We start from the raw sequence: 15,318 nt of genomic DNA, 5'->3' as shown, positions 1-15,318 counted from the left end.
AAAATGTACAACTTCGCCCAAACTGGCAGGAATCACATGTCCCTTACCGCACGACTGGACCGGTTGCCACTCAGTCGACCACACTACAAGCTTCTGCTAATCGGTGGCCTAGGCTACTCCTTCGACGGCATGGACGGTGCGGTGGTGGCGTTCCTGCTGCCGCGCATCCAGGAACTTTGGGGCCTCAGCAACGCCAGCTTGGGCCTTGTAGGATCAGCAGCGCCGCTTGGATTCTTCTTCGGCGCGATCCTGGCAGGCTGGCTCGGCGACCGCTTTGGCCGCAAGCAAGTCATGATGTGGGCCTTGGCGTTCTATGCGGTGATGTCCGTAGTGGCCGCCCTGGCGCCCAACTTTGAAGTCTTCCTCGTTGCACGGATCTTTGCAGGATTGGGTGCCGGCGCAGAGAGCGTCATCATTGCGCCATTCCTGTCCGAGTTCATCCCGCCTAAGCGCCGGGGCTGGTTCATTGGCACACTGGCGGGCTTCTTCTCCTTCGGATTTGTGGGCGCCGCGCTGATCGGCCGCTTCGTGGTTCCTGCGGGAGCAGATGGCTGGCGCTGGGCCCAGGTCATCACCGCCGTTCCCATCCTGCTCCTCCTGTGGTGGCGTCGCAGCCTTCCTGAGTCGCCCCGCTACTTGATCAGCCAGGGCCGCACCGCGGATGCGGAACGGGTGGTGGCGCGCTTCGAGGACAGTGTGGTCACGGCCACCAACAAGCCGCTGACGCCGCTGGATCCGGCGGCAGAAGACATCACCCAGCACCAACAGAAGATCACAGTGTGGAACGCACTGAAGTTCATGTGGTCCCGCGCCATGCGGCGCCGTACTGCTGTGATTTGGCTGATCTGGTTTGTGATCACGTTCTCTTACTACGGCTTCTTCTCCTGGATTCCCACTCTTCTGGTCGGTCGGGGTATCACGGTGACCAAGAGCTTCGAGTTCTCGATCATCATCTACCTCGCACAAATCCCGGGGTACTTCTCCGCCGCGTGGCTGTGTGACCGCATCGATCGCAAGAACACCATCGCCCTTTACCTGGCGGGCTCCGCGGTCAGCGCCTTCTGGCTCAGCCAATCCAACGATCCCGGCATGATCCTGCTGGCCGCTGCAACGCTTTCCTTCTTCCTTAACGGCACCTACGCCGGCGTCTACGCCTACACACCGGAATTGTTCCCCACGTGGATGCGGGCCACGGGCGTCGGCTTGGCGAGCGCGGTTGGCCGAATCGGCAGCATCCTGGCGCCGTCCATCATCGGCGTCTTCTCCGTGGCACTTGGCTTTGGCGGCGTCTTCACTATGACCACCGTCGTTCTCACCCTAGGGGTATTGGGTGTTGTCATCTTCGGTGCCTCCACGGCGGGCAAGTCGCTGGAAGACATCAACGCCCGTGCTGAGCATGAAGCCACCCCGGTTGAATCGAGCAGCAAATGACAACGACAGAAGCCAGCGTTTTCCAACGCGTCTTCGACTCTCTTAGCCAGGATCCCGGAGTGGTTCTTTTCACCGCCCTCCAATGGATCCCGGAAAGGTCGGCCCTTCGCAGGGTCTTCACCAGCCACCCTGATGCGTACCCGCTGGGCGCAGAGAAAACGGTGGAGGTCTCCCCGGGCTGGCTGGGCACTGTCATCGCTGACAAGAAGCCCTTCCTGGCGGCCGACTTGAGTGGCCTCAAGGAGGTGTTTACCGACGTCGAACTCATCCAGTCGCTCGGCTGTGGTGGTGTCATCAACATTCCGGTCCTTAGGGACGGCGACGTCGTAGGCGTCCTCGCGCTGCTGGACGCTGAGGGCCGCTACACGCAGCGGAGCGTCGAAACAGCGACGACGACGGTCGCCGCCAGCGCGGCGGAACTCGCCGCAGCCTTCGCTGAGCCAGAAGAAACCAATCACCAAGAAATCAAAGAAGCAGCACGGAAGGACGCCCTTCAGCCATGAGCGGCACCACCCCCATCGTTATCCGCAACGCCAGCATCCTGGACGTGCACGCAGGCACCTATTTGACTGCCGACGTCGTAAACGTTGACGGCAAGATCCGCGATGTCGCACCTGGCGCTGGCGCCCCGCAGGACGCAACGGTCATCGACGGCACGGGCAAGTTTGTGATCCCGGGCCTTATTGACGCCCATGTCCATGTTGTCGCGTCGAGCGCAGACTTCCGTTCCCTGACGTGGACGCCGGCGTCGTATGTTTATGCCCAGACGGCCAGGATCATGGGCGGCATGCTCCGACGGGGCTTCACCACGGTGCGTGACCTGTCGGGAGCCGATTTCGGTTTGGCGCTGGCGCAGGAAGAAGGACTGCTGGAGGGCCCCAAGCTGCATTTCTGCGGCAAGGCACTCAGTCAGACGGGCGGTCACGGCGACATGCGACTTCCCGGCGAGAACCACGATCCCAATGGCCGGGGCTGCTGCGGGATTGGCCGCGTGGCTGACGGCGTGGACGCAGTCCGCGCCGCAGTCCGCGACGAGTTGCGCAAGGGCGCCCACCACATCAAGATCATGGCTTCCGGAGGTGTGTCATCACCCACGGACCGCATCGATTCCACTCAGTACTCAATGGAGGAAATGCGTGCCGCAGTGGAAGAGGCAGAAGCCGCGAACCGGTACGTTGCGGCTCACGCCTACACAGCGCGCGCTATTAATAGGGCACTCGAGGCGGGCGTCCGATCAATCGAGCATGGCAACCTCCTGGACGACGAGAGCCTGCGCTTGTTCCTCGAAAAGGACGCCTTCCTGGTCCCCACACTGGTGACGTATTGGGCACTAAAAGAGGAGGGCAAGGAATTCGGCCTCTCCCAGGAAATGTGGAACAAAGTCGATACCGTCCTGACCACGGGACTGGAGGCTATCGCCCGGGCGCATGAGGCTGGCGTGAAGATGGCCTTTGGTACGGACTTGCTGGGTGGTATGCATCGGCACCAGAACGAGCAATTCCGACTCCTCGGTAAGGTTCAGCCGGCCATCGACGCCATCCGCTCGGCCACGACGACGGCGGCCCAGCTGCTTGGGCGCGAAGGCGAGATAGGCGTCGTTGCACCTGGAGCCGACGCAGACCTGCTGGTGCTGGACGCGGATCCAGTGGCCGACATTTCTGTGCTTGCGGACATCAGCGAGCATCTTGACTACCTGATTCAGGGCGGGAAGGTGGTTCCGACGCAGTAGGGGCCGGCGCGGCGTTTTGCCATAAGTGGTCGCTTTCCGCGGCTCAGAGCGGCCACTTGCGGCAATTCGCTACGTCGTGGCGTCGGTTATCCGGCCGTTTTTGGCAAATGACCGACCAGGATTTCCGCCAAGTGCCCCAACCGCGAACGCCCGCGTAATTGCCGAGCCCCAGCGTTGCGCCGCCGCCAGGATAGTTGCTGCGATGTGGTCTTCCCGAGGGCTTGTGAAACATACCCCCCGGGGGTATATTCGACATTGCTGTTAGCGATGGACGCGGTCCGGGGAAATCTGCAACTGCCGATCGACCACAGCCCGAAACCATCCAATGCCAGGAAGGACGGCGCTGACCATGGAGGAACACAGCAACGGCGAGCACCACCACAACGTGGCCACGAACCATGACCACGACCACGCGGGCCATGATGCCCACGACGGGCACGGCGCCCACGACACCAACGAGGCCCACGATGGGCACGATGCCCATGCCGGCCACGAGCCCCACCAGAGCGTGGCCACGGAGCACAACCACGAGCACCCGGGCCACAAGGCCCACGCCGTGCGCGATGCCCGCGCCGGGCACGAGACCCACCAGAGCGTGGCCACGGAGCACAACCACGAGCACACGGGCCACAAGGCCCACGACGGGCACGATGCCCGCGCCGGGCACGAGCCCCACGACACCAACGACGCCCACGCCGGGCATGGCGCCCACGCCGGGAACGACACGCACACGCCGCCGGACCTATCCGCCCACCTTCACCAGGGCGACCCCCACGCTACTCACACCGCCGGGGAACACGCCGGTCACAGTGTGGCGATGTTTCGCGACAGGTTCTGGCTGACGCTGGCGCTGTCCGCCGTCGTCGTATATTTCAGCCCGATGTTTTGGCACCTATTTGGTGCCATGCCGCCCGAGTTTCCCGGTAGCCAATGGATCCCGCCACTTTTGGGCACAGTGGTGTTTGTCTACGGCGGCTCGCCCTTCCTGAAGGGCGGCTTGCGGGAGCTCCGCGAACGGCAACCGGGCATGATGCTGCTCATCGCCATGGCCATTTCTGTGGCCTTCGTGGCGTCATGGGCCACCAGCCTGCGGATTGGCGGCTTTGACCTGGACTTCTGGTGGGAACTGGCTCTCCTGGTGACCATCATGCTGTTGGGCCACTGGCTGGAGATGCGCGCGCTCGGCGCCTCACAGGGGGCACTGGCGGCCCTCGCCGCGTTGCTGCCCGACGAAGCCGAACGCATCATCGCCTCGGGAACAGAGACGGTGCCTGTCACTGACCTTGCCGAAGGCGATCTGGTCCTGGTCCGGGCCGGGGGTCGTATGCCCGCGGACGGTCGGATTGAGACAGGCTCCGCCGAAATGGACGAATCCATGATCACGGGAGAGTCCAAGCCAGTCAGTCGAGGTCCAGGACAGTCCGTGGTCGCTGGCACTGTGGCGACGGATACCAGCATTCGTGTGCGCATCGAGGCCGTCGGTGAAGGGACAGCCCTGGCAGGCATCCAGCGGATGGTTGCGGACGCCCAGGCATCATCAAGCCGGGCGCAGGCGCTCGCCGACCGTGCTGCCGCCTTCCTGTTCTACTTCGCCACGGCCGCCGGCATCCTCACATTCATCGCGTGGACCCTCCTCGGCAGCCTCCCCGACGCCGTCACTAGCACGGTTACCGTCCTGGTGATTGCCTGCCCCCACGCGCTGGGCCTGGCCATCCCGTTGGTGATCGCGATCTCGACAGAACGGGCTGCCCGCGGCGGCGTCCTGGTCAAGGATCGGCTGGCGCTGGAACGCATGCGAACGGTGAACGCCGTTTTGTTCGACAAGACGGGAACGCTCACCAAGGGTACTCCCGACGTGGTCGCCGTCGCTTCCGTTTCCGGGATCGGCGAGGAAGAGCTGCTGGCCACGGCCGCTGCCGCCGAATCGGACAGCGAGCACCCGGTTGCCCGTGCCGTAGTCCGCGCAGCCGAAGGAAAGGGGGTCCAGGTACCGAATGCCGAAGGGTTCAGGGCCAGTTCCGGCCGCGGGGTGGAGGCAAAGGTCGACGGCGGATTGGTCCAGGTGGGCGGTCCTGCCCTCCTCTCGGAGCTGGGCCTGGAATCCCCGGACGAGCTTGGGGAGGCGGTGGATGGCTGGACGACCCGAGGTGCGTCCGTGCTTCACGTCATCCGGAACGGCCGGGTGATTGGGGCCCTGGCGCTTGAAGACGCCATCCGGGAGGAATCCAGAGCCGCCGTGAAAGCGCTGCAGGGGCGGGGCGTTCGGGTGGCGATGATCACCGGCGATGCCCAGCAGGTGGCCGACGCGGTGGCCGCGGACCTTGGCATCGACGAAGTATTCGCCCAGGTTCTTCCACAGGACAAGGACCAGAAAGTTGGCGAACTGCAGCGCCGGGGATTCAAGGTTGCCATGGTCGGCGATGGTGTGAACGACGCCCCGGCGCTGGCCCGGGCCGACGTGGGCATCGCAATCGGCGCCGGGACCGACGTCGCCATCGAATCAGCTGGCGTGGTGCTGGCCGGCAACGATCCGCGCTCGGTGGTGTCCGTCGTCGAGCTGTCTAGGGCAAGCTACCGGAAGATGTGGGAGAACCTCGTGTGGGCTACCGGATATAACGTCATCGCAGTCCCGTTGGCCGCCGGCGTCCTCGCTTTCGCGGGCATTATGCTCTCACCTGCAGCCGGTGCTGTGCTGATGTCGCTGTCCACAATAGTGGTGGCGCTCAACGCACAATTGCTGCGGCGAATGGACCTTGACCCGTCCAACGTGAGGTATTGACCCGCGGCTGGCTCCGGAGGATTCTCGTGTCCAGACCCCACGACCCCAAGGAGACTGCAATGACCGCGTTCACTGAATTACTTGCCCGTCAGGTGGGAAACGAATTCGCCGCTTCACAGCAATACATTGCCATTGCAGTGTGGTTTGACCGTAGGGACTTGCCCCAGCTGGCAAGACACTTTTACCGCCAGTCCTTGGAAGAGCGAAATCACGCCATGATGATGGTCCGCTACATTCTGGATCGCGGGCTCAAGGTAGACATCCCGGGCATTGAACCGGTCATCAACGACTTCAACGAGGTTGTGGATGCGCTGGAGCTATCCCTTGCGCAGGAAAAGGAGGTCACCGAGAACATCAAGGAACTCTTTGCCGCTGCGCGGGAAGAAAACGACGCCCTCGGGGAGCAGTTCATGCTCTGGTTCCTCAAGGAACAGGTGGAAGAAGTGGCTCAGATGACCACTCTGGTCAACATTGCCAGGCGTGCGGACAACCTCTTTGATGTAGAGAACTTCCTTGCCCGGGAAGGCGCTGGCGATCGCGGCGGCGGACACCACCATGGCGGTCATCAGGGTGGTCATCGTGGCGGGGGCTCGGGCGCGCCGAACGCTGCCGGAGGCTCACTCTGAAAGTCGGCCGACTACCGACTCGACGCCCAAGGAATGCCGGGACCGGTTGTGGTGCACAATCACCGTGGAGTCCCCTGTAAAGAGAGAAGGACATGACGCACCAGGAAAGCAGCGACGACGCCACACGGACAGCGGGATTGATCGCCGCCCTCACCCACATCGACGGCGTAGGGTTCCATGGCATCGCAACGTCCATCGCCAAACCGTCTCCGACGATCAATCCGGAATGGCCTGCCCTTCTTCGCAACGCCCGTACAGTGGTCGCGGCAACCCAATGGCCGGAGGAACTGACATCCACCGCGGAAACTTTTGTTGGGGCGGCGGGGCAACTGGCCGCAGCTTTGAGCCAGCAGGACATCCAATCCGCGCTGGTTCCCGCCAAGGAAGTGCATGTGGCGTACCACGCACTCAGTGACGGCGGCTGGGCACACCTTGCGACGCTGGCGGGCACCGCCGAGGGAACTGGGGTGCACCACCACCATCCACCAACGCACTGAATGTCTCGGCGGGACCGAGGGCCTGGGCGGGACTGACGGCTTCGGCGGGACTGAGGGCCTGGGCGGGCGTGCGGCAGGAAGGCGAGCCCCGCCGTCGTGGGTGCCGCAGCCCGCGTTGCGTGCCCGGGAGGCGAGCCCCGCCGTCGTGCGTGCCGCAGCCGCGTTGCGTGCCCGGGAGGCGAGCCCCGCCGTCGTGCGTGCCGCAGCCCGCGTTTGCTTGCCCCGGAAAGGGCTATCTCCTGAGCAGGCCCTCCACTTGCTCGCCGATCCGAAGCCCGTCCCTGTCCATCCAATACCGCCGCAAGATGCTGTGGCTGACGCTCGTGTCCATTGCCTGGACACCTGGTAGTGCACCAACGTCTTTGGTGAGGAACTCCGCCAACTGCTGGGGCCCCGTGTAGACGCCGTGGAAGACCACCGGAGCCTTGCCCGTCACCATTGAGACCATGCGGGCTGAGGGGTGGGCCGCAAGGGTGTCCAGCACCTTCCCGATGGATTTCGGTTTGATCTGCAGGGAGACGATTGCGGCAAGCGGGTAGCCAACCGCGCCGGGTTCCACCTCTACCCGGGGGGAGATGGCCCCCGTGGTCAGGAGCGTCTGAATGGCCCGGTAGGCCGTGGAGCTACCGACGTTGAGGGTCCTCGCAATTTCGGCAGCGGACATGCGCGCATTGCGGCCGAGTTCACCCATGGTCCGGAACTCGAGGTCGGTCAGTTCTTCAGTGGATCGCAGGGGTGGCTGGTTTACCGGGACTATATGCGCTGAGAGAGCATCTTTCTGGTCTTCGTTCAGCCGTTGAAGACGCCAGGAAAGAGCGACGCGCCTGGAATCGAGCACCAGTTGGGTCTCCACGGACGAGATCCCCTCAAGGGACGGGATCCTTCGGCTAATCAATTCATTGAGATTGGTTCCCAGCAGCGGGAAGAGTTCCGCGTAGACGTCGCTGCTGCCGGACGTCGTCATGATGTATTGGATTTCGGGGAAGGCCTTGAGCTGTTCTGCGACGTGCATTGCCCGTCCCGGGTGGCAGCAGATCCATATTTGCTGCGGATTGCCGGAAAGAATCAGTGGCCATGCGAACCTGCCTACCACCTTCATGAGGCGTTCGTCCTGCAGTCGCTTGAGCCTCCGGGTGATGGTGCTCGTGGGAACGCCCAGGATCTCCCCGAGGGCGTTGGCCGGAACCCGCGGGGCGATCTGGAGCGCGGCAATGATGTCATGGTCCGTCTCATCGATGCGTGAGTTCCCATTCCTCAGGCTCCGTTGCTCTGAGGTCTGGATTGATGCGGCTGTGCTGAGCTGATCCACCGTCATAGTAGCTCCAGAATACCGCCTCAGACCGCGTAATGGGAGTCGAATCATCCGTTCTGGATCATAAGAATGAATGATTTTCCCATTAGCTCTTGTCCAGATGAACGATTTAACCTAACCTTTAAGGCATGAGAGCTGCGTCACACGCAGTACGCCGGCCTCAGGCTCCCGGAGTCAGGGATTCCATCCAGCACTGAGCGGGCCCGGTATGCAAAACGCGGCGATAGCATGGAAAAGAGAGCGCAAAAATGAACCATCCCCAGCCATGGGAATGGCCCGAATCGCAATGGCGCGGTCATGTGAATAGGATTCGCGCGGGCCAGTCCCTTCTCCACCCTGACCCAGCCGCGCGCTGGAAGGACGGTGCCAAGGTCGCCGTTCTGCTGTCCTTCGATTCCGATCACGAGACCCCATCACTCCGCGACGGCGAAACCTCTCCGGGGCGGATGGCGCAAGGAGAGTACGGCGCGCGCGTCGCAGTCCCGGCAATCCTTGAACTGCTGCACCGCTACGAGGCTCCAGCATCCTTCTATATCCCTGCCGTCTGCGCCTTGCTGAGGCCGGATGAAGTTCCAACGTACGTGGAGAACGGCCATGAGGTGGGCGTCCATGGGTGGATCCACGAGCGGAATACACTGCTCAGCCACGAGCAGGAACTGGATTTGCTCGGACGGGCCATGGATGTGCTCCACAAACAGTCAGGCAGTCGACCAACAGGCATCCGTACGCCGTCCTGGGATTTCTCCGATTCAACCCTGGACGTCATCCGGGAACTTGGGTTCCTGTACGACTCCTCGCTGATGGCGGACGACGAACCCTACGAGCTTCTGGCGGACGGTGCCCAAACCGGGATCATCGAGATACCGGTCGAGTGGATCCGCGACGACGCTCCCTACCTGATGATGGACCGGTACACCGGCCTCCGCCCCTACATGCCGCCACGGCAACTCATTCAGATCTGGAAAGACGAATTCGATGCTGCGTACGCGGCAAACGGCGTCTTCCAGCTCACCCTCCACCCCCACATCATTGGGCACAGGTCCCGCCTAGTAGTCATGGAAGAGCTGATGGCGTACATCCGCTCGCACGACGGCGTCTGGATCACCACCCACGAAAACCTTGCAACCCACGTTGCTTCGCAACTCACCACGAGGATCGCTAGCTCATGAGCACACAACAGCTGACAACGAAGTCAGTAAACCAAACCAAACTCACCGCCCGCGGACGTAAAGCAATAATCGCCGGAGGCATCGGCAACGCCGTCGAATGGGTGGACTGGGCGGTTTACACCACCTTTTCATCAGTGTTCGCCCACCACTTCTTCCCTAAGGGCGATCCCATTGCAGCCCTTCTGGCCACTCTGGCGATCTTCGCCGTCGGCTTCGTGATGCGCCCTGTGGGCGCTGCCGTGATGGGTGCTTATGCCGACCGGCACGGGCGGAAGAAGGGCCTTGTGCTAACTATTGGCATGATGGCAGGCGCCACAGCGGTCATTGGCCTCTCGCCAACGTACGAATCGGTGGGCATCGTGTCCCCGCTCATTTTGGTCGCGGCGCGAATGGTCCAGGGCTTCTCAGCAGGTGGCGAGTTCGGTTCCTCTTCGGCCTTCCTGGTGGAATCCGCCGCTCCCCGGCGCCGTGCCTTCGCGGGCTCTTGGCAGCAGGTATCTGTCGGCGCCGGCGTTCTGCTCGCCTCCGGTATGGGCGCGCTCATCACGTCCAACCTTTCCAAGGAAGCATTGGACGGCTGGGGTTGGCGTGCAGCGTTCCTTGCCGCGGCACTGCTGGGGCTGGTGGGTCTGTGGCTGCGCTCGTCCGTGGCGGAAACCGACTCCTTCATCAATGCGCAGGCGAAGACTAAGGCCTCCGGTGAACGCCGCCGCAACTCCGTCTTCACCATGTTCGTGAAGCACCCCAAGGCGACACTGCGGGTCTTCGGCATCACCATCGCAGGTACTTTGCTGTACTACATGTGGGTTTCCTACATGCCAACCTACGCAGCTGTAGCAACTGGTATTCCGCTGAGCCAGGCTTTGCTGGCCAATTTCATCGCAGTCGGGTTGTTCCTGGCCCTGCTTCCCTTCGCAGGTCTCCTGTCGGACCAGATCGGGCGCAAGCCAACCATGACGGCATTTGCAGGCGGCTTCCTGCTCTTCTCCTGGCCCGCCTTCACCCTTCTGAACGGTAACTTCTGGATGCTGCTGTTCATCGAAGTGGTCGGCATCATCCTGCTGTTGGGCTACTCGGCCAACTGCGCGGTGATTATGGCCGAGCAGTTCCCGGCAGAGGTTCGGGCAACCGGCATCGGACTGCCCTACGCCCTGGCTGTGGCCGTGTTCGGTGGCACTGCGCCGTACATCACCACGTGGATGACCACCAGCGGTTTTGGCGGGTTGGTTTGGCTCTACTGCTCCATCGCAGCTGCGATCGGTGTTGCGGTCTACCTGACCATGCAGGAGACGAAGGGCAAGGAACTCGATTGAGTCGCCACGCGGTCATCACCGGCGCGGCGAGCGGAATCGGCCTTCAGGTTGCAAAGCGCTTCGCAGGCCTCGGCTACAACGTGACGTTGGTGGACATCAACCCCACGGCCCTCTCGGCAGCAGTTGAGGCCTGCACGGAGGCTGGAGCGGAAGCGTCCCGCGCCATAGTGGCCGATCTCGGCTCGCCGACTGGGCCCGAGGAAATGATCGCCGAATCGTGGGAAGTGGCTCCTGTTGATGTACTCATCAACTCAGCCGGAGTCTATCCCGCCACTCCGTTCCTTTCGCTGAATGCGCGAACATGGGACGCGGTTTTGAACCTCAACACCAGGGCGCCGCTGCTGGCCACCGTCGCCCTGGCGCAGAGGGTCGTCGAAGCACGCGGCCCAGAGGCACGCGGTGCGGGGAAGTCCGGGAGGAGGGCGAGCGTGGTCAACATCTCATCCGGTGCGGCCTTGCGCGCCCGCCCCGGCGCCGCCCCGTACTCCACCTCCAAGGCGGCGTTGGAGATGGCAACCCGGGCATCCGCCCTCGAACTGGGCAAGTATGGCATCCGCGTCAATGCAGTGGCGCCGGGCTTCGTAACGGTGAACAGCACTGCCAACCCGGTTACTGAAGAATACGCAGCGGCTGTCTCGGACAACCCGTTGGGGCGCCGGGGCCAGCCTGACGATATTGCCCGGGCAGTGGTATGGCTGTCCAGCGATCAGGCCGAGTGGATCACGGGTGAGACACTCAGGGTCGACGGCGGTTCCTCCACCGGGGCGCTTAACCTCCCGCTGCATTGGCAGCCACAAGCCGGCAACGAAGCTGGCAGTAGAACCTCCTAAGGAAATCATGACTGACTATCCCTACACAGTGGTTGGCGCCGGAGCCATCGGCGGCACCCTGGCAGCACACCTCGATGCGGCAGGTGTTCCCGTCCAATTGGTGGACGCCGATGCCCGCCATGTGGAAGCAATCCGAAAGAACGGCCTCAGGATCAAAGGGCCCGCGGGCACGATGGTTGCGCACATTCCGGTATATGGGCTGGACGATGCACCGGAACGCCTGGAACGTGTTTTGCTTGCGGTCAAAGCCCAGGCAACCGACACTGCCGCGGCCTGGATCGCTCCGAGGCTGGGCGATGACGGCTTCGTCGCCTCGCTGCAAAACGGACTCAATGAAGCAACCATCGCGGCCCATGTTGGTGTCGACCGAACGGTCACAGCCTTCGTTGACCTTTTCGCGGACGTTTTGGAACCGGGGATTATCAGCGACGGCGGCATCGGGGCAATCGCGCTAGGCGAATTCGCAGGGGGAACCAGCGAACGGGTTCGCCAGCTCGCTGACGACCTGCACCATTGGGGCAACCCGATCGTGACTGACAACGTGGCCGGATTCCTGTGGTCAAAGCTGGGTTTCGGGGCGATGCTGACCGCCACCGCCCTGGCTGACGCCGACATGAGCGAGCTCATCGATCGGCACCGCCCCGCAATGACCGAGTTGGCAGCAGAAGTGTTCGAGGTAGCGGCGGCAGAAGGAATCAGGCTGGAAGGGTTCGATGCCTTCGATCCCGCAGCCTACGTACGTGGCGCCGATCTGGCCAGGACTGCCGAGGCCACCGACGACCTCATCAAGTGGCTGTCCACCCAGACCAAAACCCGATCCGGAATATGGCGGGACATCGCTGTGAGGCAACGTCCCACGGAAGTGCCGACGCAGTACAAGCCCGTGATCCAGGCCGCTGCCCGGCACGGACTGAAGCTACCCCTCGTGGAAGAGCTTGTGAGCCTAATCCAGAAACTCGAGACCCGGACCATATCGATGAACGAGGAACATCTTGTGGCCCTGGACGCAAAGGCCACCGCCAGGAAGGCCACCGCCCGATGAGCACAATTCAGGACCTCCCGCTGTGGGTCGCCCGGCGCCGCTCCGAGATGGTGCAGGACCTCGCTGACTACGTTTCCCAGGAAACCCCTTCGGACCACAAGCCAATGCTCGCAGCAGGCCTTTCCTGGATTGAGGAATGGCTGCAAAGCAGGATCGGAACCCCCGCCAAGCGTCGGCTCGTGGACGGCGGCGAGTGGGGCGACACGCTTGTGCTGGATTACCCCGCCGACGGCTTTTCGGACACCTGGGTCACCGCCCTATGCCACTACGACACCGTGTGGCCCGCCGGTACCCTCCAGGCGTGGACACCGACTGTTGAGGGTGACCGTTTCTCGGGCCCCGGCGCCTTCGATATGAAGGGCGGCTTGGTGCAGCTTGTTTGGGCGCTCAAGGCCTCGAAGGACTTGGGACTTCCACGGCCGAATTTGCGGTTGGTGCTCAACGGCGACGAAGAACTCGGGAGCCCGGCGTCGAGGGAGGTCATCGAAGAGGAATCGCTGCGCGGAGACGCGGTCCTTGTCTTTGAAGCCAGCGCAGGAGGCGCACTGAAGACGGCCCGCAAAGGCGTGGGCATCTTCCAGATCACGGTCAACGGCCAGGAAGCCCACGCCGGACTGGACCCCGAAGCCGGCGCGAGTGCCATCGACGAGATCGCACGGGTCATCCTTCATCTCCATGGCGCAACCGACCTGTCCAAGGGAACCACGGTTAACGTCGGACTGGTGCGCGGCGGCACAAGGACAAATGTGACCGCCGGCTCGGCAACGGCTGAATTCGATGTCCGTGTCTCGTCCGAAGCCGAGGTTCAGCGGATCAGCGCCGTCCTGGACAAGTTGAGCCCTAGGCACGAGGACGCCACGCTGGACGTCAGCGGCGAATGGAACCGCCCCGTTATGGCGCGGACCAGGCAGACGGCGCGACTTTTCGCCCAGGCCGAATCCGTCGCAGAGCAGTTGGGGTTCCAGTTATCAGAGACGTCCGTCGGCGGTGCCAGCGACGGCAACTTCGCTGCCGCTTTGGGACTGCCGGTTCTCGACGGGCTCGGTGCCGTCGGTGACGGGGCTCACGCGCGGAACGAGTGGATCAGTATCGATGGCATGTTGGAGAGGACATGCCTGGCAGCGGGGCTGCTTGCTTCCCTGGACGAATCAGCTGGCTGGCAGGGAAAGGCAGACTTGAACCAATACCGTGGCGTCTCGTAGCGCTCCAGGCAGCAGTCGGCGTCGATCTGCGCATAGCTGCGGACACCAATGGTGCACCGCGGGCTCGACGGCGGCAATGGGGCCGCCGTCGAGCGTTACCTCAGCCGTTCAGCTCAACATGGGTCCCAAGGCCCTGGCTCAGGGCGGCGTCGTAGAGCAGTCGTCCGATGGCCAGGTCCTGTAGGCCGATGCCAACGGAGTTGAACAGCGTGATGTCCTGGTCGCTGGTCCGGCCGGGGTGCGTTCCTGCCGCGACGTCGCCGATTTCCGCAATAACGTCGTCGAAGCTCAGCCGACCTTCCTCCACAGGAATGATCAGCCCACCCGACTTTTCGCGCGCCGTGGCCATGCTATCCACGAAAACCTTGCTCCGAACCATGCCCTCAGAATCGATTTCCCTGTGGTCCGGACGAGGCCTCGAACCGACGGCATTCACGTGCAGCCCGGGCCGGAACCATTCACCTTTGACCACGGGCTCCGTGGCCGGCGTCAGGGTGCAGAGCACGTCGGCGGACTCCACGACCTCCTGCACAGTGCCGGCGCGTCGGACTTTCAGTCCATGGTGGGCGACGTCGTTGACGAAGGAAGCAACCGTCTCCGCAGAGCGGGACCACACCACTACCTCCTCAATAGGCAACACCGAATGAATCGCCTCCACGTGCGCTACGGCCAGCGCCCCCGCACCCACCAACCCAAGCGTGGTGCTTCCCGGCCGGGCCAGCAGCTTGGTGGCGACCGCGCTCGCAGCGGCCGTGCGCACCCGTGTGGGAACCCTTCCATCGAGGATCGCCAGCGTCTCGCCCGTGGACTGCGATACCAGCATGATGGTGGAGCGCTGCGTTGGCAGGCTGGCGTTGCGGTTCCCGGGGATATCGGCGAGAAGTTTCACGGAGGCCAGTTCTTCGGCGCCGGACAGGGCGGCCATGGGAAGAAAACGGGCGTCCGACGTCGGCAGCCGAAGAGACGCGGGAGCCGGCTGTACCGCGGTGCCGCGGGCCAAGTCGGCAAAAACGCGTTCGACGGCGGCAATGGTGCTGGACATGTCGGCCAGCGCGTCGAGCTCCGAGGCCTTGAGGATGAGTGTCATGAGTGGGTCTCCTGGGGTGCAGACAGTGGGGCCTAATACAGAAGGGACCGCCGAGGATCGCTGTAAATAGAATAACGCTTTTGGTATACCAAAGCTAGGGCTTGCTGACTTGTTTGGCCTGTGCGTCCGTGGTTGTTGTTTCTTGGTATACCGTATTCGGGGGCGGAAGAAAAACAAAAGCCGACGACGGCGGGTGGCTTCCCGCCGTCGTCGGCCTTTGTCTTGGGGCTGACCGCGTGTGTTGCGTGTGCGTTTGTGTGCGCCGCGAGGCGCGCTGCGGCGGGTGGCTTCCCGCCGTCGT

13 protein-coding genes are annotated in these 15,318 nt (G+C 63.2%); 11 read left to right on the top strand and 2 right to left on the bottom strand.

The window, feature by feature from the left end:
* Nucleotides 1-36: 36 nt before the first annotated feature.
* The 6 genes from LD110_RS20770 (at nucleotide 37) to LD110_RS20745 (ending at nucleotide 7,062) form a co-directional block, all read left to right on the top strand.
* Entirely contained in the window at nucleotides 37-1,431 is a 1,395-nt protein-coding gene (locus LD110_RS20770; protein WP_225501797.1) for an MFS transporter, read from the top strand.
* On the top strand, nucleotides 1,428-1,934 hold the full coding sequence (locus LD110_RS20765; protein WP_225501795.1) for a GAF domain-containing protein: 507 nt from the start codon (nucleotides 1,428-1,430) through the stop codon (nucleotides 1,932-1,934). Before LD110_RS20770 ends, LD110_RS20765 begins: the two co-directional genes overlap by 4 nt.
* Nucleotides 1,931-3,160: an amidohydrolase family protein gene (locus tag LD110_RS20760; RefSeq protein WP_225501794.1), complete on the top strand. Its 1,230-nt coding sequence runs from the start codon at nucleotides 1,931-1,933 to the stop codon at nucleotides 3,158-3,160. The genes LD110_RS20765 and LD110_RS20760 overlap by 4 nt, the downstream gene beginning before the upstream one ends.
* A gap of 349 nt (nucleotides 3,161-3,509) precedes the next feature.
* Nucleotides 3,510-5,939 (top strand): copper-translocating P-type ATPase, encoded by a 2,430-nt coding sequence (locus tag LD110_RS20755; protein ID WP_225501792.1) that lies wholly within the window; start codon nucleotides 3,510-3,512, stop codon nucleotides 5,937-5,939.
* A gap of 59 nt (nucleotides 5,940-5,998) precedes the next feature.
* Nucleotides 5,999-6,565 (top strand): ferritin, encoded by a 567-nt coding sequence (locus tag LD110_RS20750; RefSeq protein ID WP_225501790.1) that lies wholly within the window; start codon nucleotides 5,999-6,001, stop codon nucleotides 6,563-6,565.
* A 92-nt stretch (nucleotides 6,566-6,657) separates the two neighbouring features.
* Nucleotides 6,658-7,062 carry a hypothetical protein gene (locus LD110_RS20745; protein ID WP_225501788.1) on the top strand — a complete coding sequence of 135 codons (405 nt, stop codon included), beginning with the start codon at nucleotides 6,658-6,660 and terminating at the stop codon, nucleotides 7,060-7,062.
* A gap of 232 nt (nucleotides 7,063-7,294) precedes the next feature.
* Here the strand turns inward: LD110_RS20745 and LD110_RS20740 are convergent, their stop codons facing one another.
* Entirely contained in the window at nucleotides 7,295-8,377 is a 1,083-nt protein-coding gene (locus LD110_RS20740; RefSeq protein WP_225501787.1) for an Lrp/AsnC family transcriptional regulator, read from the bottom strand.
* A 296-nt stretch (nucleotides 8,378-8,673) separates the two neighbouring features.
* Between LD110_RS20740 and LD110_RS20735 the strand changes: the two genes are divergently transcribed.
* Genes LD110_RS20735 through LD110_RS20715 form a run of 5 tightly spaced genes read left to right on the top strand, consistent with a single transcriptional unit; the run spans nucleotide 8,674 to nucleotide 13,930 of the window.
* Nucleotides 8,674-9,543 carry a polysaccharide deacetylase gene (locus LD110_RS20735; RefSeq protein WP_225501785.1) on the top strand — a complete coding sequence of 290 codons (870 nt, stop codon included), beginning with the start codon at nucleotides 8,674-8,676 and terminating at the stop codon, nucleotides 9,541-9,543.
* The gene (locus LD110_RS20730) at nucleotides 9,540-10,856 is read left to right on the top strand and encodes an MFS transporter (protein ID WP_225501783.1); all 1,317 of its coding nucleotides are present in this window, start codon (nucleotides 9,540-9,542) and stop codon (nucleotides 10,854-10,856) included. Before LD110_RS20735 ends, LD110_RS20730 begins: the two co-directional genes overlap by 4 nt.
* On the top strand, nucleotides 10,853-11,686 hold the full coding sequence (locus LD110_RS20725; RefSeq protein WP_225501781.1) for an SDR family NAD(P)-dependent oxidoreductase: 834 nt from the start codon (nucleotides 10,853-10,855) through the stop codon (nucleotides 11,684-11,686). Before LD110_RS20730 ends, LD110_RS20725 begins: the two co-directional genes overlap by 4 nt.
* 7 nt (nucleotides 11,687-11,693) lie before the next feature.
* A complete protein-coding gene (locus LD110_RS20720) occupies nucleotides 11,694-12,728 on the top strand; it encodes a ketopantoate reductase family protein (RefSeq protein WP_225501779.1) in 1,035 nt (344 codons plus the stop codon).
* Nucleotides 12,725-13,930 (top strand): M20 family metallopeptidase, encoded by a 1,206-nt coding sequence (locus tag LD110_RS20715; RefSeq protein WP_225501777.1) that lies wholly within the window; start codon nucleotides 12,725-12,727, stop codon nucleotides 13,928-13,930. The genes LD110_RS20720 and LD110_RS20715 overlap by 4 nt, the downstream gene beginning before the upstream one ends.
* Before the next feature lie 100 nt (nucleotides 13,931-14,030).
* Here the strand turns inward: LD110_RS20715 and LD110_RS20710 are convergent, their stop codons facing one another.
* The gene (locus LD110_RS20710; protein WP_225501775.1) at nucleotides 14,031-15,017 is read right to left on the bottom strand and encodes an ornithine cyclodeaminase family protein; all 987 of its coding nucleotides are present in this window, start codon (nucleotides 15,015-15,017) and stop codon (nucleotides 14,031-14,033) included.
* Nucleotides 15,018-15,318 lie beyond the last annotated feature (301 nt).

Source organism: Arthrobacter sp. M4 (assembly GCF_020251205.1).
Lineage (GTDB): Bacteria > Actinomycetota > Actinomycetes > Actinomycetales > Micrococcaceae > Arthrobacter.
This window is presented reverse-complemented; position numbering and strand designations above follow the sequence as displayed.